Source organism: uncultured Microbacterium sp., assembly GCF_913776565.1.
Taxonomy (GTDB): Bacteria; Actinomycetota; Actinomycetes; order Actinomycetales; family Microbacteriaceae; genus Microbacterium.
The window spans coordinates 1-19,982 of sequence record NZ_CAJYPF010000272.1 but is presented as its reverse complement, the minus strand read 5'-3'; the positions used below and the strand labels follow the sequence as shown (position 1 = coordinate 19,982).

General features: G+C 72.6%; 13 protein-coding genes. 5 read left to right on the top strand and 8 right to left on the bottom strand.

Features of this window, described 5'->3' with window-relative positions; genetic code table 11:
• Positions 1-3: 3 nt before the first annotated feature.
• The 4 genes from rocD to QZ433_RS14820 all read right to left on the bottom strand — a co-directional run bounded on the left by rocD (position 4) and on the right by QZ433_RS14820 (position 7,763).
• Complete coding sequence (rocD, locus tag QZ433_RS14835; protein WP_295784917.1) at positions 4-1,221, bottom strand: ornithine--oxo-acid transaminase; 1,218 nt, start codon at positions 1,219-1,221, stop codon at positions 4-6.
• A complete protein-coding gene (gene ddaH, locus QZ433_RS14830) occupies positions 1,218-2,102 on the bottom strand; it encodes a dimethylargininase (RefSeq protein ID WP_295784915.1) in 885 nt (294 codons plus the stop codon). The genes rocD and ddaH overlap by 4 nt, the downstream gene beginning before the upstream one ends.
• 315 nt (positions 2,103-2,417) lie before the next feature.
• Entirely contained in the window at positions 2,418-3,932 is a 1,515-nt protein-coding gene (locus tag QZ433_RS14825) for an alpha-N-arabinofuranosidase (protein ID WP_295784913.1), read from the bottom strand.
• Between the two features lie 75 nt (positions 3,933-4,007).
• Positions 4,008-7,763, bottom strand: a complete 3,756-nt coding sequence (locus QZ433_RS14820) for an aldehyde dehydrogenase family protein (RefSeq protein WP_295784911.1) — start codon at positions 7,761-7,763, stop codon at positions 4,008-4,010.
• A gap of 199 nt (positions 7,764-7,962) precedes the next feature.
• On the opposite strand from QZ433_RS14820, the gene QZ433_RS14815 reads away from it, so the two are divergent.
• Together QZ433_RS14815 and QZ433_RS14810 are read left to right on the top strand one after the other, a co-directional pair.
• A complete protein-coding gene (locus tag QZ433_RS14815; RefSeq protein WP_295784910.1) occupies positions 7,963-9,087 on the top strand; it encodes a S1 family peptidase in 1,125 nt (374 codons plus the stop codon).
• A 177-nt stretch (positions 9,088-9,264) separates the two neighbouring features.
• Positions 9,265-9,885 (top strand): NAD(P)H-dependent oxidoreductase, encoded by a 621-nt coding sequence (locus tag QZ433_RS14810; RefSeq protein WP_295784908.1) that lies wholly within the window; start codon positions 9,265-9,267, stop codon positions 9,883-9,885.
• 61 nt (positions 9,886-9,946) lie between these two features.
• Here the strand turns inward: QZ433_RS14810 and QZ433_RS14805 are convergent, their stop codons facing one another.
• Complete coding sequence (locus QZ433_RS14805) at positions 9,947-15,475, bottom strand: alpha-L-arabinofuranosidase C-terminal domain-containing protein (protein ID WP_295784906.1); 5,529 nt, start codon at positions 15,473-15,475, stop codon at positions 9,947-9,949.
• Between the two features lie 259 nt (positions 15,476-15,734).
• On the opposite strand from QZ433_RS14805, the gene QZ433_RS14800 reads away from it, so the two are divergent.
• Entirely contained in the window at positions 15,735-16,691 is a 957-nt protein-coding gene (locus QZ433_RS14800; RefSeq protein WP_295784919.1) for an acetylxylan esterase, read from the top strand.
• A gap of 9 nt (positions 16,692-16,700) precedes the next feature.
• Here the strand turns inward: QZ433_RS14800 and QZ433_RS14795 are convergent, their stop codons facing one another.
• Positions 16,701-17,261 carry an acyl-CoA thioesterase gene (locus tag QZ433_RS14795; protein ID WP_295784905.1) on the bottom strand — a complete coding sequence of 187 codons (561 nt, stop codon included), beginning with the start codon at positions 17,259-17,261 and terminating at the stop codon, positions 16,701-16,703.
• 143 nt (positions 17,262-17,404) lie between these two features.
• On the opposite strand from QZ433_RS14795, the gene QZ433_RS14790 reads away from it, so the two are divergent.
• The gene (locus QZ433_RS14790; RefSeq protein WP_295784903.1) at positions 17,405-17,911 is read left to right on the top strand and encodes a GNAT family N-acetyltransferase; all 507 of its coding nucleotides are present in this window, start codon (positions 17,405-17,407) and stop codon (positions 17,909-17,911) included.
• A 1-nt stretch (position 17,912) separates the two neighbouring features.
• Positions 17,913-18,671 carry a coenzyme F420-0:L-glutamate ligase gene (cofE, locus tag QZ433_RS14785; RefSeq protein WP_295784902.1) on the top strand — a complete coding sequence of 253 codons (759 nt, stop codon included), beginning with the start codon at positions 17,913-17,915 and terminating at the stop codon, positions 18,669-18,671.
• A gap of 274 nt (positions 18,672-18,945) precedes the next feature.
• Here cofE and QZ433_RS14780 read toward each other — a convergent pair whose 3' ends face one another.
• Both QZ433_RS14780 and QZ433_RS14775 read right to left on the bottom strand, forming a co-directional pair.
• Entirely contained in the window at positions 18,946-19,554 is a 609-nt protein-coding gene (locus QZ433_RS14780) for an energy-coupling factor transporter transmembrane component T (protein ID WP_295784901.1), read from the bottom strand.
• Positions 19,548-19,982 (bottom strand): ABC transporter ATP-binding protein (locus QZ433_RS14775; RefSeq protein ID WP_295784898.1); only part of this gene is annotated, 435 nt, incomplete at its 5' end. The genes QZ433_RS14775 and QZ433_RS14780, both read right to left, overlap by 7 nt.

Sequence of the window (19,982 nt, the reverse complement as noted above, 5' to 3'; positions counted from 1 at the left end):
GCGTCAGGACGCGAGCGCGTGCTTCAGTTGTTCGACCGCCCAGTCCAGCTCGGTCGCGCGGATCGTCAGCGGCGGGGCGATGCGGATCGTCTGACCGTGCGTGTCCTTGACCAGGACGCCGCGCCTCAGCAGCTTCTCGGCGACCTCGCGGCCCGTGCCGTACGCGGGGTCGATGTCGACGCCCGCCCACAGGCCCGCGATGCGCACGGCGGTCACACCGTGGCCGACGAGCGTCTGCAGGTTCTGCTCGAGGTGATTCCCCAACGCCTTCGCGCGCGTCTGGAATTCCCCGGATGCCAGCATCTCGACGACCCGCAGTCCTACGGCGGCGGCCAGCGGGTTGCCGCCGAAGGTCGAACCGTGCTCCCCGGCGCGGATCACGCCGAGCACGTCCTCGTTCGCGACGACGGCCGAGACGGGGAGGATGCCGCCGCCCAGCGCCTTGCCGAGCAGGTAGAGGTCGGGCACGACGCCCTCGCGGTCGCACGCGAACGTCTCGCCCACGCGCCCGAGACCGGACTGGATCTCGTCGGCGATGAACAGCACGTTGCGCTCGGTGCAGATCTCGCGCACGCGGCGCAGGAACCCCGCCGGTGGGATCACGACGCCGGCCTCGCCCTGGATGGGCTCGATCAGCACCGCAGCGGTGTTCTCGTCGATGGCGGCGGCGATGGCATCCGCGTCCCCGTAGGGCACGTGCACGAAGCCGGGAGCGTACGGACCGAAGTCGTCGTGCGCGGTCGGGTCGTCGCTGAAGCCGACGATCGTGGTCGTGCGGCCGTGGAAGTTGCCGTTCGCGACGACGATCGTCGCGGCATCCGGGGTGATGCCCTTCGTGCGGTAGCCCCAGGCACGGGCGACCTTGATGCCCGTTTCGACGGCCTCGGCACCGGTGTTCATCGGCAGCACCATGTCTTTGCCGCACAGCGCGGCGAGCGCGGCGGCGAAGGGACCGAGGCGATCGTTGTGGAACGCCCGGCTCGTCAGCGTCATGCGCTCGAGCTGCTCGCGCGCGGCCGCCAGGATCGCGGGGTGGCCGTGCCCGAAGTTCAGAGCCGAGTACGCCGACAGCAGGTCGAGGTAGCGCTTGCCCTCGACGTCGGTGACCCACACGCCCTCGGCGCGCGCCGCGACCACGGGGAGCGGGTGGTAGTTGTGGGCGAGGTGCGCGCCCTCGTCGGCGATCAGGCGGGCGCCGAGGTCGTCGATCGCGGTGCTCATCGCGAGCCGCCGCGCAGCTCGAGCGTGCAGCACTTGATGCCGCCGCCGCCGAGCAGCAGCTCGGACAGGTCGACCAGCACGGGGGTGTAGCCGCGCTCGCGCAGCTGCGCCTCGAAGCCCTTGGCACGCGGGGAGATGATGACGTTCTTGCCGTCGCTGGCCGAGTTGAGTCCGAAGACCGAGCCGTCGGCATCCGAGACCCGGATGGCGTCGGGGAAGCGCTCGCGCAGGATCCCCTGGCTCTTCTCGTCGAAGGCGTTGGGCAGGTAGGCGATGTTGGCCTTGTCGACGCCCGCGGGGCCCTCGACCGGGTCGAGCACGGCGAGCGCGGTGTCGAGGTGGTAGAAACGCGGGTCGGTCAGCGTCAGCGACACGACCTCGCGCGAGAAGACCTCGCCGACCTCGCGGTGGCTGTCACCGGTGGAGCGGAACCCGGTTCCCGCGAGGATGGTGTCGCCCACGAGCAGGAAGTCACCCTCGCCCTCGTTCACCTCGACGGGCTCGGCGACCTCGAAGCCGTTCGCCGCGAACCAGTCGATGAAGGCGGGGGCCTCGGCGGCGCGCTCGCGGAAACGGAACTTGGGCCCGTAGGCCACACCGTCGATCACGAAACCGCCGTTGGCCGTGTAGACCATGTCGGGCAGGCCCTCGAGCGGGTCGATCAGCTCGATCTCGTGCCCGAGCGCGACGTAGGTGTCGTACAGCGCCTGCCACTGCCGGACCGCGAGGGCGGTGTCGGTGGGGCGCGAGGGCTCCATCCACGGGTTGATGCTGTAGCTGACGGTGAAGTGCTCGGGCCGGCACATCAGGTACCGGCGGTGCTGCTGGACGCGCGCGGTCTCGGCGGCATCGACCGTCGTCGTGGCGGGGGTAGCGGACATCTCTGCTCCTCGGAGGAAAGGTGCGGCGGACGCTGTCCTGGGGCTCGGTGGCCCTTCGACCCGGTGACGCCGGAGCGCCGTGGCGGGGAAAGGTCGGTCCGAGCACGCCGCGGCCATTGTCTCACGGGCGGGTGAGGGGCGTCTCGCGGCGCGCGCCGGCGCGGTGCCGGGGCGCGGGGGCCGGGGCGTACGGGCGGCGAGACTGCAGTGCGCTGACAACTCGGTGACATCCTGCAACCGAGATGTCAGCGGGATGCAGTCTCGCGGCCCGGCGGGGCGGCCCGGCGGGGCGGGGCGGGGCGGGGCGCGGCGGCGTCACGCCGCGCGGCGAAGCGCCACGGCGGCCCAGGCGACCGGTGGCAGGGTGACGGACAGGATGCCGTCGTCCAGCCGCGTCCCGAGGGCGCGGGGCCGAACCCGCTCGGGGTCGTCGAGCGTGTTGCATGCCCGGGGGTCGTCGTCGTGCAGCGCGTGCGCCTCGACCACCTCGACATCGCCGAGGCCGCGTACATCGATCTCGAGCTCGACGGGGCGGTCGAGGCCGCGGTGCACCAGGAACACCGCGCTCTCGCCGGTGGCGGCGTCGTGGGTGGCCACGGCATCCACGATCGGAACCGTCCCGTGGCGAGCGGTGTCGACCGTGGCCGCGTCGATCTGCACGCGGACGGCCGCGCCGCGCGCCAGCCGCGAGGTCAGGGCGAACGGGAAGAACGTCGTCTGCCGCCACGCCGGCCCGCCGGGTTCGGTCATGATCGGCGCGATCACGTTGACGAGCTGGGCGAGGGACGCGGATGCCACGCGGTCGGCGTGCGCGAGCAGCGAGATCATGAGGCTGCCGAAGACGACGGCATCCATCACCGTATACACGTCCTCGAGCAGACGCGGCGCGATCGGCCAGTCGTCGATCGCGGTGGGTCTGACCGCGTCGACGCGGTCGATGTACCAGACGTTCCACTCGTCGAACGAGATGTCGATGCGCTTGGTGCTGCCGCGCGCGGCGCCGACGTGGTCGGCGGTGGCGACGACGGCCTCGATGAAGCGGTCCATGTCGACCGCCGAGGCCAGGAACGACGCGGCGTCGCCGTCGTGCTCCTGGTAGTACGCGTGGCACGAGATCATGTCGACGTCGTCGTACGTGTGCTCCAGCACGACGCGCTCCCACTCGCCGAACGTCGGCATCTGCGCCCCCGATGACCCGCACACCACGAGCTCGATCGAGGGATCGAGCTGGCGCATGCCCTTCGCGGTCTGCGAGGCGATCTTGCCGTAGTCGTCTGCCGAGCGGTGGCCGAGCTGCCAGGGACCGTCCATCTCGTTGCCGAGGCACCACACGCGCACGTCGAAGGGCGCGGCGCGGCCGTTGTCGATGCGCTGCTGCGACAGGGTCGTGCCTCCGGGGACGTTGCTGTACTCGAGCAGGTCGAGCGCCTCGAGCACCCCGCGGGTGCCGAGGTTGACGGCGAGCATGAGGTCGCTGCCGGCCTTGTCGAGCCAGTCCGAGAACTCGTGGAGGCCGATTTCGTTCGTCTCGGTCGAGTGCCACGCCAGGTCGAGGCGGCGCGGGCGCTGCTCGCGCGGCCCCACGCTGTCCTCCCACCGGAATCCCGAGACGAAGTTGCCGCCGGGGTAGCGGATCGTCGAGACGCCGAGCTCGCGCACGAGCTCGAGCACGTCGCGACGGAAGCCCTGGTCGTCGGCCTCGGGGTGGCCGGGTTCGTAGATGCCGTCGTAGACGTGGCGGCCGAGGTGCTCGACGAAGCCCCCGAACAGGCGGCGACGCACGGCGCCGATGGCGAAGCGGGGGTCGACGGTGAGTCGGGCAGCGGTCATCGGTGCTCCTTGCGGTCGGCGCCGACGCTACCGGGCGGGGCGTCGAGCGCCGAGCGTTTTCGAAACCCCGTGCGCTCAGATGACAGCCGAACTCCACGAGTCGGGACGACCGAACCGCCAGGCGCCGATCGACACCGCTTGCTCGCGGAGGAACGGCAGCAGCTCGAGCCGACCGGCGGTGGTGACCTCACCCGCGTAGACCGTCGTCGACACGTCGGCCCCGACCGTCTCGGCCACCGCCGCGCGCAGCGTCGCGACCGTCTCGGCCGGGCCCACCAGACGGATCCGCTGCGGGCGGGGCGCGGCCGCGAGCGGCTCGCCGTCGCCGGCATCCGGGGTGCCGCCCGCCAGGCGCTGCAACCACTGTTCGTCGGTCTCGACCGAGACGGCGACACCGCTCTCGCCGAGCAGGTGCCGCACCGCGGCGGGGAGCCCCACCGGAGTGCTCAGCGTGAACGTCGATCCCGAACGCACCGCCGCCACCAGCACGCGCAGCACGGCCTGCCACGACGCATCGCCCGTCGCGCGCACGGCGACGGCGGTCGGCCGATAGCGCCACAGATTGCGCTCGACACCCAGGCGCGAGACGTCCCGCACGCGGCCGAACTCGCGGTCCCACGCGACCGCGTCCGAGAGTGCTCCCCGCCGGAGCCAATCGAAGGCCTCGTACGACAGGGTCGGCTGCGCCGACTCGATCAGGGCGGTGATCCGGCTGTCGAGGCCGCGCAGGTGCAGCGTCGACGACGAGGCACCACCGGTCGAGGGCCGCCACGATCCGAGGGTCACGAGCCGGTTCGACCCCCCGACCATGCCGCCGTCGCCGACGGCGGCGTCGCCCCACCCACCGAGGGGCTCGCGCTGCACGACCGCGCCCGTCGCGGGGCGGTTGACCCGCAGCACCGCGGCCTCGACCCCGTCGAGCCACAGCTCCAGATCGGCGGCGTCGCGCGTGTACAGAGCCGCGACGAAGCCCGACCCGATCGCGTTCTGCACCTCGATCGCACGGGTGAGGGTGGGAACGTGCAGGATGCCGAGCACCGGAGCGGCCACCGCGGTCCGCGCCAGGTGCGACCCGGCGGTGACCCCCGTGCGCACGCCCGGCGACCAGAAGCGTCCGGCCGTCTCGGGGCCGAGGTCCAGCTCGTGCGGCTCGACGAGCCAGCGCTCCCCCTCGCCCAGCACGGTCAACGCGCGGCGCACCTCGCCCGAGGGTTCCTCGACGAGCGGCCCCACGTCGGAGAGCGGGTCGTCGGCGGGTCCCACGCGCAGCGAGGTGACGGCATCCTTCAGCTGCTCCTGGAAGGCGTGCGACCGCCCGACGGCGCCGACGACGATGACGGACGAGACGGCGGTCGACGCCTGTCCCGCGCGGGCGAAAGCGGACGCGACCAGGTCGGTCACCGCGTCGTCGAGGTCGGCCGAGGGCGCGACGATCGCGACGTTGCGGCCGGCGGTGAGGGCCTGCAGGCGCAGTGCGGGTCGCCATCCGGTGAAGCTCTCGGCCGTGGCGCGGGCCCCGCTCAGCAGGACGCGGTCCACGCCCGGGTGCACGACGAGGGTGCGCCCCGAGGCCTCCTCGTCGAGGTCGACGAAGACGAGCAGATCGCGGGGCACGCCGGCGGCCCACAGGGCTTCGGCGACGACCGCTCCCGCCCGCCGCGCGCGCGGCGACGGCGTCAGCAGCACGCCCGATCCGGCGGCCAGCGCCGCGAGCGTCTCGGCGGCGCAGAGTCCGACGGGGGCGTTCCAGCGGGGGGCGACGACGGTGACGCGATCGGGGACGAAGACCGCCCCCGGCACGCGGTCCAGTTCTTTCGCGGTGGCGGCGCAGAAGGCCGCCGCATCGACGGCCTGGCTCACCTCGGCGTCGGCCTCGCTCAGCAGAGCCCCGCCCTCCGAAGCCAGCACCTCGATCAGCTCGGCGCGCCGCTCCCCGAGCGTGCGGGCGGCCGCGTACAGCACCGTCGCGCGCTCGGCGGCGGCGAGGGCGCCCCACGGTTCGGCGGCGGCAGCGACCCGGGTGACCACCTCGTCGATTCCGGCCGCGTCGTCGACGCGCCCCGCGGCGGCGGTCGCGACGCCCGCGGTCGAGCCCGCCGCGCGCGAGAGCGCCTGCAGCGCCCAGGCGCGATCGTCGGGCAGCGACGGGTCGGTGTCGGCGACGTGGGCGAATCCGGGAGCGCCCCCGGCCAGGTCGGCGCTCTCGCGCACCGAGAAGACGGCGGTGTCGACGAACGCCTGCCCGCCGAACAGCATCTGCTGCACGTCCGGCCCGAGGGCGGAGGTGTCGGCGGATGCCACGGCCTCGCGCGCGATGCCGAGCACCGCCTGCGTCAGGCCCGGGTCGGCGGTGTCGGCATCGAGGCGTTCGCGCAGGATCGCCGGGTCGACGTCGCCCCCGCGTCGACCCGAGCGGGCGGCGGGGTGCGGCAGATCGGCGGCGGCCAGGGCGCGGCGCACGCGCAGCGTGGTCGCGTCGGCGGGCTCATCGGCATCCGCCATCGGTTCGTCGTCCCCCGCGCTTTCGCGCGCGCTCGAACCCTCGGGGTCGGCCTGGGCGCTCGCGCTTTCGGCGTCCTCCTCGACGCTCGCGTCCTCGGCGTGGGCACCGGCGCTCGCGCCCTCGGCGTGGGCGGCAGCCAGGCGGGCGGCGACCACGTCGAGATCGTCGGGGTGCACGACCGCGGCGGTCGTGATCGTCGGCACGTCCGGCCGCCACGACGTTCCCCGCGGCAGGACGAGCCGCACCGCGGCATCCACTTCTTCGGACAGAACCAGGGCGATCGCGGCGCGGACGGGGTCGCTCGACGCGATCTCGAGGTCGAGGCCCTCGACGCCGCGCGGGCTCAGCGCGTCGCGCAGGGCGCGCACGAAGAACGCGTCCACGTCGGCGCGCACCGTGACGGCGGGGCGTTCCCACCCGTGACGGGCGGCCTCGACGGTGTCGCGTCCGCCGAGTCGGTCATCGAACAGGCGCAGGGTCAGGCGCGACCCTCCCGCGGCCGCGCGGACGCGCGCCCAGGCGGCCAGCTCGTGCACCGCACCCAGTGTCTCGGGAACCGCGACCGGCAGGCCGACGCCCGCTGCGGCCGCGCGCAGACGGGGCTCTTCGAGGACGCGCGTGAGCACGGCGACGGTGAGGTCGAGGTCGTCGCGACCGGTGGCGAGGAGGGTGACGTGCGTTCCGCGGGCCGCCGCGTCGAGGAACACCGGCAGCACGCGCTCGGCGGCGTGCTGCACGTCGGCCTCGAACGCCCACGGCGAGCGCGGCGCGACCACGTCGCCGATCGCGAACGTCACGCGCGTGACGTCGTCGCGGGCGAGGAGGGAGCGGATGCCGTCCAGCCGGCGCCGCGCGGCGGACTCCCCGGCCACCCGGGGGCCGTCGAGGCGCAGGTCGAGCACCGTCTCGTCAGCGGCCGCGTTCGCCAGCTCGACCCCGAGCCGCTCGGCCCGGGCGTCGAGCACCAGGCCGGCGAGCACGTCGCGCAGCGCTCGACGCGCGAGCGGCACGGCGGGGGTGGGGAGCACCGGGGCGACGGCGCCGCCGAGCTGCAGGGCGCCGCGCACGAACCACGGCAGCGAGGCGGGCGCGACCTCGGCGAGCCGGTGCAGCGCCGCGGCCGCGGCCGTGAGGCTCTCGGGGCGCAGCACCGCGTCGGCGGCCGCGGCGACGAACGCCGCCCCGTCCGGGTCGGTCGGCAGCGCGGGACGGCGCGGACTCGGGGCCGTGACGGCGCGCGGACCGAAAGCGGCCGCGAGCGTCGCCGCGCGGGCGGCGAGGTCGGAGGAGAGCGCAGGACCGGTGGCGCGAGGGTCGTTCGGGCTCATGGCGCCAGCCTAAACACCGGGCGCGCGGGGCCTCGGCGGCCCGCCGCACAAGCCCAGATCAGCCTGTCCCCCGAACGGAGGACACATTCTGGACCCTGATCACCAATTTCCAGAAAAGTCTTCGCTTTTCGTCTGCCGCGTGTTTCCATGTCCACGGGTACCCCGCCATTTATCCCCCCTGGATGGAAGGTCACTCCCCGTGAACCGCATATCGAAGACGGTCGTCGGCGCTGCTGCCCTCGGCCTGTTCCTGACCACCGCCGCCAGCGCCCCCGCTCTGGCGCAGACCCCGCCCGCACCCGAGCGCACCGCCGTCGACGGCGTCGACGCGCAGCTGCTCGAAGCGATGGCCGCCGACCTCGGCACCGACACCGCCGGAGCGCAGGACGTCCTGCGTTTCCAGGCCGACGCCGCCGCGACGAGCGACGACGTCGAAGCCGTCGCCGGCGACGCCTACGCCGGCACCTGGCTCGACGAATCGACGCGGACGGTCTACGCCGCCGTGACGACCGAGGCCGCCTCCGCCGCGGCGGTCGACGCCGGCGCCGTGCCGGTCGAGGTCGAGCACTCGCTCACCGATCTCGAAGCCATCGCCGCGCAGATCGAGGCCAGCGCCGTACCCGACGTCATCCCCTCGTGGTGGATCGACGTCGAGGCCAACGACGTGGTGGTCGACGTCGTCGCCGGCGGCGACCAGGTCGCCTCCGACTTCGTGGCCTCGCTCGGCGCCCCCGCCGAGGCCGTCCGGCTCGAGACCGGCGCCGAAGCACCCGAGACCTTCGCCACGATCCGCGGCGGCATGTCGTACATCATCAACAACCAGAGCCGCTGCTCGGTCGGCTTCGCGGTCCAGGGCGGATTCGTCACCGCCGGCCACTGCGGCGCGACCGGCGACTCGACGACCTACGGCTCGTTCCGTGGCTCGTCCTTCCCCGGCAACGACTACGCGTGGGTCGCCACACCCAACCACACCCCGGTCGGTCAGGTCATGGACTACGCCGGCGGCGCGGTGGCCGTGAAGGGCTCGACGCAGGCCGCGGTCGGCGCCACGGTGTGCCGCTCCGGATCGACGACCGGCTGGCACTGCGGTCAGATCCAGGGCTTCAACTCCACGGTGCGCTACGCCGAGGGCTCGGTCTCGGGTCTGATCCGCACGAACGTCTGCGCCGAGCCCGGCGACTCCGGCGGTTCGCTGCTCGCCGGAAACCAGGCGCAGGGCGTGACCTCGGGCGGCTCCGGCGACTGCACCTCGGGTGGGACGACCTACTTCCAGCCCGTCAACGAGATCCTGCAGACCTACGGTCTGCGCCTGCTCACCAGCTGATCCCTCCCCCGGGTACCCCGGAGCCCCGGTCGCCCTCGGCGGCCGGGGCTCCGCGCGCGTGCGCGACGCAGGAGCCGCGGCGGAACGGAACGGGGCGGGGAGCGCAGCGCCGGACACCCGCACCCGCCCGGCGTCAAGCGTCCGGGCCGGCGGATCGGGGTTCGCGACACTGGCCCTATGCGCGTGCTCCATATCATCTCGTCCCCCCGCCACGACGGCGCCTCGGTCACGATCGCCTCGGCCCTGATCGATGCGCTGCGGGAACGGCATCCGGACATCGATGTCGACACGCTCGACGTGTGGCGCGAGGAGCTTCCCGAGTTCGACGAGCGCGTCATCGCGGCGAAGTACAAGTGGGTCGACCAGGAACCGCTGGATGCCGTCGAGTCGCGCGCCTGGGCGAAGATCGAGGACCTGGCCCGCCGCTTCCGCGAGGCCGACCGCATCGTCCTCGGCGTGCCGATGTGGAACTGGTCGATCCCCTACAAGCTGAAGCAGCTGATCGACCTCGCCGCGCAGCGGAACCTGCTCTTCACGTACGACGGCGTGCACTTCGGTCCCGCCGTGGACATCGCGCGCGCCGACGTCGTCTTCGTCCGGGGCCAGTACTACGGCGAGGACGGGCCGACGCCGGGATCTGTCTTCGACCACCAGGTGGCCTTCGTCGAGTTCTTCCTGCGGACCATCGGGGTGCACGACGTGCGGTCGTTGATCGTCGACCGCACCTGGGACCCCGCCGCAGAAGAGGCCATCGCCGACGGTGTCGCGCGGGCGCGGCGACTGGCCGCGGCCGACTGAGCCGCCACGACGAGGGGTGCCCCGGCCGCGTCGGCGACCGGGGCGCCCCTCGAACACGGCGTCAGGCGTCGCCATCCGCCGTCCGGCGACGGCGCTTCATCGCCGCGCCGATCAGCACCGCGAGCAGACCCAGCACGAGCGCACCGCCCGACACCGCGCCCCCGGTCACCGCGAGGGGCGACGGCGCGCCGCCGGTCGAGGAGCCCGGGCCGGCCGAGGCTCCCGGTGCGGGAACGGTACTTCCTCCGCCCCCGGGCGTCGCCGCCGCGCGGATCTCGACCGCGACCGCGGCCTCGACACCGCCGATCCGGGTGACGATGCGGTGCGAGCCGGCGGCGTCGGCGGGGAGCGTCGCGTTCACGCGGAACGCCCCCGCGGCGTCGGTGCGCACCGCACCCAGCTCGACCGGGGTCGAGTGCAGCTCGATCACGCCGTCCGCCTCGACCGGCCACCCCGTTCCCGAGACGGTGATCACGCCGCCCGCGACCAGATCGCCCGTGACCGAGAGGGTCGGCGCGCCCGCCTCGGCACCGATGGACGTCGATCCGACGCCGCTGACGTTGCCGGCGACGTCGACCGCGCGGTACGCCACGGTCGCGGCGCCCCCGCCCACCGAGACGCTCGCCTCGGCGCCCTCGACCCTCGTCCACGTCGCCGTGTCGCCGACGCGGTACTCGATGCGGGCTGCACCGGATGCCGCGTCGTCGGCCGCGAGACGCACCGTGCGGGCCGCGTCGTCGACGTCGGCCGTGACCGACGGGGCGGTGCGGTCGATGCGCACGGCGACCTTCGCCGACGGCGAGACGTTGCCGGCGGCGTCGGTCGCGCGGAACGCGAGGTTCCACGACCCCTCGGCCGGCGTGACCGCTCCCGTGTAGACAGCCCAGGTCGCGCCGTCGTCCGTGCTCACCTCGAGACGGGGAGCGGCGTCGACGTCGTCGGTCGCGGTCGCCGTGACCGACGGCTGCGTGACGTACCAGCCCGCCGCTCCGTCGGGGGCGGTCGGCGCGGTCGCCACCGACACCGTCGGCGCCTGGGTGTCCGCCGCGCGGGTGTGCATGCGCAGGAACGTCACCGAGTAGGGCGCGAAGGTCCGCGTGAAGGTGCCGGCGACCTCGACGCGCGAGGTCTGCGGCGCCACGGGGGTCTCGGTGGCGGTGTTCAGCGCCCCCGGCGCCGCCTGCAGCACGGTCATGTCGGCGGTCGGCTGCACGGCGATCCCGCCGAGGTCGACCTTCGTCACCGCCTCCTTGGCCTGCGCGTTGACGACCTTGAGGATGACATCGCCGGTGGCCTCGTCACGGGTCATGACCTGGGCGAAGGGCTCGAGCTCGGTGTTGGTGAACCGGCCCTGCTCGACCCCATCGGCGAAGAGGGTGACGTCGGCACCGCGCACCTGGATACGCAGGTCGTAGGTGCGGCCGGTCTGGATGTTCGGCGTGCCGGTATCGGTGACGATCGACTTCGCCCCGCCCACGGCCTTCTCGACGACGCTGCGGGTGTTGCCCCAGCCGCCGAGGTTCCACCACAGGTAGTCGGCCGAGCCCTTGACCCCGAACCCGACGAGGAAGCCCTCGGCACCGGCGAGCTTGGTCGCCTTGAGCGACACGTCGTAGTCGGTCGCCTCGAGGGCGGGACCGGCGACCAGGGTGTTGTTCGCCGTCGTCGACGACTGCACGTAGCTGCCGTCGGCGGCGGACCACGAGCCGGCGTCGGACAGCTTCGACCACCCCGCGTCGTCCTTGTCGGCGAAGTCGTCCGAGAACAACGTCCGTCCGTCGGGGGTGGTGACCTTCACGTCGTCATAGCGCGCCGAGGTGCTCCACGTCGACAGCCCGACGGCGCCGGTGAGAGCGGTGGATGCCAGGTCCCCGCCGGCCGTGGTCGGAACGACCCGGTCACCGGTGTTGCGCATGAACAGCTTCTGCACCTCGTAGTTGGCCGAACCCCACACCTGGTCGCGGTCGAACCAGATCAGGTCGGGACGCCACTGCGTGCTGCTCTGATCGGCCAGCAGCGGCGCGTACGAGGCCATCTCGACCACGTCGGCGTTGCGCTCGAGGCCCGTCATGTAGGCCGCCTCCGAGAGTGCGTTGAAGAAGCGGTTGTCTCGAGAGGCGTACTCGCCGATCCACACCTTCGGTCCGTTGCGGTCGTAGGAGTCGTAGCGGGTGTTGTGCGAGAGGAACCAGGACGGGTCGCGGTAGTAGTGCTCGTCGACCATGTCGACGTTCTCGGCCCTGTTCTGCTGCCAGTGCTTCTCGAAGGTGGCGCCCTCGGCGTCGGGCCCCGAGTTACTGATGAGGATCATGTCGGGGTACACCGCCTCGATGGCATCCCGGAACTTCGTGAAGTTGGCCATGAAGGCCTCGGGGTAGTTCTCCTCATTGCCGATCTCGATGCGGTCCAGGCCGAAGGGTGCCGGGTGGCCCATGTCGGCGCGGAGCTTGCCCCACGTGGTGTCGACGCCCCCATTGGCGAACTCGATGAGGTCGAGCGTGTCCTGGATGTGACGCTGCAGCAGAGCGGGGTCGGTCGGCTGGAGAGGCTGGCCGCAGCCGTTCATCAAGGCGGGCACGTCGGGGACGGGCTTGGCGCCGATGTCCTCGGCGAACTGGAAGTACTCGTAGTACCCCAGGCCCAGCGACTGGTTGTAGCCCCAGAAGTTGGCGTTGGTCGCGCGGGTCTCGACCGGCCCGACGCTGTCCTTCCACTGGTACGACCGCGCGCGCTCGTAGCCCGAGTCGACCGAGTAGTCCTCGTGGCTGTTGACGTTGACGATGCACCCGCCCGGGAACCGCACGAACTTCGGGTGCAGGTCCGCGATCTTCTGCGCGATGTCCTTGCGCAGTCCGTTCTCGCGCCCCTTGAACGTGTCGCGCGGGAACACCGACACCTCGTCGAGGCGCAGGGTGCCGCCACCGGCGGCCTGAACGAGCACGCGGGCGGCGTCGGTGGTGGCGGATGCCGTGACCTCGCCCTCGTACTTCACCCACCCGTCGCCGCCGACCGTGGCCGCGAACGGCTGCGACAGCGCGGTGCCGTCGGCGGCTCGCAACACGATCGACACCGGGGTGCCCGTCGCCGCGGTCGTGCGGGCCCAGAACGACACGTCGTAGACGCCGTCCTTCGTCAACGCCACACCGGTGTCGAAGCCGGCGTTCTCGACGCCGAAGGTCCCGGCGCCGCCGGCGAGGTCGAGCTGCAGGTAGGTGCGGTTGCGCTCGTTCAGACGCGCGGCGTCGTCGACGGGTTTCGCGGAGCCGGTCCCGCCGTTCAACCCCACGGGCGTCCACGCGGTCATGCCGGTGAAGGCCCCGTTGTCGACCGGGAGGAACTCGAACGAGCGGTTGCGCACGAGCTCCGCGTACAGACCGCCGTCGGCGGCGTTGTTGATGTCCTCGAAGAAGACGCCGTACATGGCGTCGTCGATCTCGGCGCCCTGCGCCGACGGATCGGCAGTGATCGAGAAGTCGGCCGTCTCGTCCGTGGGGTACGCGGCGAGCAGACGCTGCTGCTCGGCGGCGCTGATGGGCAGGACGGTGCCGTGGCGGGGACGCGCGGGGAGTGTGGCATCCAGGACCGAGGTCCAGTCACCCGACGCGATGTCGCGGGTCTCGAACATCAGGTAGCCCTGGCCGCCGTGATAGCTCGGTTGGTCGATGAGCATGAACCAGTGGCCGGGTTCGGCGTTGTCCTCGAAGACCGTCGGCCCCTCGCCGTTGGTGAAGGTCCCGCCCCAGGGGTTGGGCTGCCCGACGCCGATCTGCTCCTTGACGAGCTGCCAGCCCGGAGCCGAAGTGGTCGTGGGCAGCGCGCCGACGACGGTGGCGGTCAGGTCGGTCGAGCGCTCCTGACGGACGGTCATGGATGCCTCGTCCTTGAGGAAGCGGTAGTAGGTCTCGCCGTCGCGCACGACGGTCGCGTCGATCGTGCCCTTGCCGGCTCCGCGCTGGACGTCGACCCACGGCTGCGGCTCGCTGAACGTGACGAAGTCCCGGGTGGTGACCATCATCATGCGGTTGTAGCTGTCGGCGGCCCGGCGTCCGGCGGTCGCGGCGCTGGGGTACAGGTTCGACGCCCAGTAGACGACGTACTCGCCGCGCTCGGCGTCCCACGTGGCCTCGGGGGCCCAGGTGTTGCCGGCCAGGGCGCTCGAGACGGTGATCTGGCGCAGCGGGCTCCACGTGACCAGGTCGTCGGACTGCCAGACGTTCAGCTTGCGGCTGCCGACCTCCTGCGCACGACCAAAGTCGCCGTTGTAGAGGTCGAACATGTTGAGGTCGGTCGACAGCATGTAGAAGCGGTCCCCGTCGGGCGAGCGCATCACGAACGGGTCGCGGATGCCCTTCTCGCCCTGGTCCGAGCTCAGCACGGGGGTGCCGTCGTTGAGCGTCAGCCAGCTCTTGGGGTCATCGCCGCGCGTGGTGGCGAAGGAGATCTCCTCGTCGGTCGTGGTGCTCTCGCCGGTGAAGAAGGGGAAGAAGTAGGCGCCCATGTCCTGCGGCGCCGGCAGGGGCTGCACCGTCAGGGTGAGCGTGCGGGTGGCGGTCACGGCGTCCTTGGTGACCGTCGCGGTGACCTGGACGGTAACGGCATCCTCGCCCGCCGCGGGGCGGGTGACCTCGCCGGTGGTCGTCACGATGCTCTCGTCGCCGGACGCCCACGAGACGGTCGTGCCGTTCGCTCCGGTGGTGGGCAGGGTGACGTTGCCGCGCACGTCGTCGGCGCCCGGGATGTCCAGCGCTGCGGCCGCGGCATCCACCTCCTCCTGGTTCGAGGGCGCTCCCTCGGCCACGAGCGCCTTCACGTCGTCGTCGGTCAGGGCGCCATCGTAGATGGCGACGTCGCGCACGCCGCCCTTCCAGACGCGGTCGGGGTAGGACGAACGGCCGATGTAGCCCACGAGCCCGGCCCCGAAGTCGGCGACGGTGCGGGTGGTGGCGACGGTGCCGATTTTCGTGTCGTCGAGGTAGGAGGTGATCGAGGAGGGGGTGATGACGGTGGTGTACAGCGCCCACTCCCCGGTGGCCGCGGGACCCGGGATGCCCCGGGACGGATCGGTCGGCGCGATGCCGCGCTCGAGGGTCCAGGGCTGCGCCGAGACCGGCCCGTCGGTGAGCACCGACTTGACCTGACCCGCCGGGTTGGACGGGTTCAGCAGCCAGTACTGCGCGGGGAGGTTCTCGGTGGTGCCGAAGAACATCGCGGCCTGGTTGCCCGCTCCGGTGCGGTCCTGCAGCCACGCCGAGACCGTCACGGTGCTGCGTCCGTCGAAGAGGCCCGTGGGCAGCTCGACGTAGGCCGCCGACGACCCGTTCGCCCCTCCCGGCAGCGAGAGAGCGTCGCCCTCGACCGTCGCCCCGGTACCGCGCAGCGTGGCGTCATGGCCGTGTCCCGAGGCATCGGGGACGGTCGTGCCGCTGAGGCCGGCGAAGTCGTAGGACGCGAGCGGCGTCGGCAGCGGATCCGCGGATGCCGCGACGGCGGGGACGAGTCCGCTCAGGACGACCGCCGTGGCCGCGAGCAGCGACCCCGCGCGGCGGAACGGTCGACGGGCGCTCCGGTTCTCGGAAAGGGGCAGCACCATACTCGTCCTCCTCGACGATGGGTGTCCGGCGGGGCCGGGTGGAGTCCGCGCGCGAATGTGAGCGCTCACTATGCGCCATCTTGGATTTCACTGAGAACTCTGTCAAGCGAATGTGCGGGACATACCCCTTCCTCCTGTCCGCGGTGTGAGGCCTCACATCCCCCCGATCGCGCCGACCGCGCGGCGGGAGTCGGCCGCGTTGCTACTGTCGGTTCGCCCGCACCCATCAGGAGGAACCGTGGCCGTCACCTTCACCGACATGCCCCTCGAGCTGCTGCGCGCCTACCGCCCCGAGCTGCCCGTCCCCGCGGACCTCGACGCGTTCTGGGCGGACACCCTGGCGATGTCGCGCGCCGCCGCCCGGCCGTCCACGCTCACCGCGGTCGAGGCGCCCGTCCGCGCGCTCCAGCTGCACGACCTGACGTTCACCGGCTTCGCGGGCGACGAGATCCGCGCCTGGGTCACGCGGCCGCACGGCGACGAGACACTGCCGGCGGTCGTGGAGTTCATCGGCTACGGCGGCGGGCGCGGCCTGCCCGGCGAGCGCATCAACTGGGCCGCCGCCGGCTACGTGCACGTGGTGATGGACACGCGGGGTCAAGGCTCGGTCTGGAGCCTCGGCGACACCCCCGACCCTCACGGTTCGGCGGCCGCCCACCCGGGCGTCATGACGCGCGGCATCCTGGATCCCGAGGACTACTACTACCGTCGGCTGTTCACCGACGCCGTCCGTCTCGTCGACGAGGTGCGCTCGTTGCCGGGAGTGGATGCCGATCGCATCGCGGTCATCGGCGGCAGCCAGGGCGGCGGGACCGCGATCGCCGCGGCGGCACTCTCGGGCGACGCTGTCGCCGCGGTCCTGCCCGACGTGCCGTTCCTCTGCGACTTCCCGAACGCGATCGTGCGCACGCCCTCGGCGCCGTTCACCGAGATCACGCGCTACCTGGCCGTGCACCGCGACGAGACGGACCGGGTACTGCGGACGCTGTCGTACGTCGACGGGGCGATCCTGGCCCGACGCGTCACCGCGCCGGCGCTGTTCTCGGTCGCCCTCATGGACGACGTCGTGCTGCCCTCGGGCGTCTTCGCCGCGTTCCACGCCCTCGCCTCCGAGGACGCCGCGATCGAGGTGTACCCCTACAACGGGCACGAGGGCGGCGGTCACCGCCACTGGATGACGCAGGTGGCCTGGCTCGACGCTCGGTTCGGTCGCTGACGCGTCCGACTACTCCCAGACGCTCGGCGCCGGACGCCGCGTCGAGGGCAGGGCCGATCCCTCGGCCCAGTCGTGCACCCACGTCTCGATGTCGGGGAGACCGTCGGGGCGCCCCACGGCCGCGAACAGCTCGTCGTGCGGCACCGTGCCGCCGGAGCGGCGCAGGATGCGCGCGCGGATGATCGCGCGGGCGTAGATCTCCTCACCCACGAGGGCGCGGTGCTCGAGGTAGACCGCCCGGTCGTCGTGCCCGATGAGCCGCGTCTCGAGGACGAAGCGCTGCCCCAGCTCGAGGGAGCGGCGGAAGGTGATGGTCTCGGCGGCGACCACGGCGTACCAGCGCTGGGCGGTCATCGCGCGCAGCAGACCCGTGCGGGTGAGCAGGTCCCACCGGCCGAGGTCGAACAGCGACAGGTACCGACCGTTGTTCAGGTGACGCAGCAGGTCGATGTCGGTCGGCAGCACCCGGATGCGCATCCGCGTGACGGTGTTCGGATCGATGGGCCCCTCGCGACGCAGGCGGAGGCGGGCACGGAAGAGCACGAGGAGCGTGCGCCAGAGGACGTTCACGAGGGCCGAGCGTAGCGATCCGACCACGGAACGGCGATTGCGTTGTGCCCCATCGACAACGACGCGAAGCGCGGAATTTACCGCATCCGGGCGCTGTCCGACCCCGATTTCACCCGCGCCGGACCCGCGCGTAGAGTCGCGCCATGACTGCGGAAACCCGAACCGACATCGTCGTCCGTCCGGTGCGCGACGTGGATGCCGAGGCCCTCGGCCGCGTGCACGCCACCTGCTGGCACGAGACCTACGACCACCTGATCAGCAAGGCGGCCCTCGAGGCCGTCTCTCCCCGTCGCCTGGCCGAGCTGTGGACCCACTGGGCCGCCCAGGGCGAGGACTTCCGGATGCACGCCGCGCTCGTCGGCGGCGAGATCGTCGGCTTCGTCGGCTCCGGCCCCGCGCGCGACGACGACGCACCGCGCGAGCGCGAGCTGTACTTCATCTATCTGCTCGACGCCTTCCACGGCACCGGGATCGGCCAGCAGCTGTTCGACGCCGCCGTCGAGGACGGCGAGGGGCTGTACCTGTGGGTCGCGGACGACAACCCCCGCGCGCACCGCTTCTACACGCGCAACGGCTTCTCGCTCGACGGCGCCTCGCAGACGCAGCCGTTCCTGGGCGAGGAGCTCACCGAGGTGCGCTTCGTCCGCTGACGTGCTGCAGATCTGGGCCCTCGACGGCATCCCCGAGATCACCCCGCGAGACGATCTCGTCGGGGTGATCCTGGATGCGGTCTCGGAGCCCCTGCAGGACGGCGACATCGTGGTCGTCACCAGCAAGATCGTCTCGAAGGCCGAGGGGCGCATCATCCACGCATCCGATCGCGAGGACGCCATCACGCGCGAGACAGTGCGGCTGGTGGCATCCCGCACCTCCCCCTCGGGGCACGTCACGCGCATCGTCGAGAACCCCCTGGGCATCGTCTCGGCCGCCGCCGGCGTCGATGCCAGCAACACGCCCGAGGGCACCGTCCTGCTGCTGCCCGTCGACCCCGACGCCTCGGCCCGCGCCCTCGCGACGGGACTGCGCGCCGCGACGGGCGCGCACGTCGGCGTCCTGATCACCGACACCCTGGGCCGCGCGTGGCGCGAGGGCCAGACGGACCACGCGATCGGGGCCGGCGGCATCCACGTCTTCGAGGATCTGCGGGGCACGACGGATGCCGAGGGCCGCCCCCTGGTGGTGACCCTGCCGTGCGTGGCCGACGAGCTCGCCGCGGCCACCGACCTCGTCAAGGGCAAGGCGTCGCGCCGCCCCGTGGCGATCGTGCGCGGACGCGGCGACCTGGTGGGCGATCTGGACCTTCCCGGTGCCCGCTCGATCGTGCGCGACCCGGTGCGCGACATGTTCCGCCAGGGCGCGGACGAAGCGTACGCCGAGGGCTTCGCCGCGGGACGCGCCGCGCGCGACTGACGCCGCGCCGACCGTCGGCGGCTCCCTCCACCCCCTCGTCCCACTTCTGGCGAGGTGCGTCCCACTTCTGGTCGACCCACAGGGCTCGCACCGACCAAAAGTGGGACGAGGTCGAACCAGCTGACCGCTCCCACCCCCTCGTCCCACTTATGGGGGCGCATGTCCCACTTCTGGTCGCCCGAACGCGCATCGAACGACCAGAAGTGGGACGAGGGGGCTCAGCGCGCCCCCGGCAACGCGCCCGCGGCTAAGCGCTCGCGCCAGCCCGCCCGTGTCAGCGGATGCCGCGGGCGGCGAGCGCGTCGCCCAGGTCGTCGGCGTGACGCAGGGCGACGACGAGGAACGGCAGGGTTCCGCGCAGGAGTGAGGGGCGGAGCCCCCGCGCGCGCTGGGCGTCGCGGACGTCCGCGGCGTGTCGGGCCAGGACGGGGATGGTCGTGAGCGTCACCATCCACAGCAGCGCGACGCGCGTCGGATCGACACCGACGAGTCGTAGCGGCCGCATCCCCCTCTCGAGCGCGTCGAGCATCGCCGAGACGGGGGTCGTGAGCGGAAGCACCCCCGCGACGAGCACAGCGGCCGCCACCCGCGCGGTGTTCGCCGCGGCCGGCTCGAGGCCGAGGAAGACCAGCTGACCCGCCGCCGTGATGACGATCATCCAGCGGAGCGCCCAGGCCTGGCCGCCGAGGGCGCGAAGCCCCTCTCCGACACCCATCCCGGCCGCGGCGTAGACGACGAGCGGAACGCCCACCGCCACCGGCACCGCGGCCCACACCGGGGGCAGCGCGGCGACGACCGCCGCCACGACCGCGAAGAGCGCGAGCTTCGGGCCCGCTGGCATCCGGTGCATCCATCCCCCGCCGGGGCGGTACATCGTCAGCACGCCAAGGCCCTCTCGTAGGCGTCGACGACGTCTTCGGAGGCTCCGGATGCCACCACCCCGCCGTCCGCGAAGAGCACGGCCTGCTCGCACCGGCGCGCCAGGGCGAGATCGTGCGTGACGACGACGAGCGCGTGCCCGGTGTCGGCGAGGAGGTGGTCGGCGACGGCGCGGGCGTTGCGCGCGTCGAGGAACGCGGTCGGCTCATCGGCGATGACGAGGTCGGGTGCGCGCACGAACGCGCCGCTCAGGGCGAGGAGCTGCTTCTGCCCGCCGGAGAGGTCGTGGGCGGGCCGGTCGGCGAGCGCGTCCAGCCCGAACCGTTCGAGCGTCGCGGCGACGCGCCGGACCCGCTCCTCACGCGAGAGGCGCAGGGGACGGAGCGAGAGGGCGACGTCCTCGGCGACGGTGGGCATGACGATCTGCGCGTC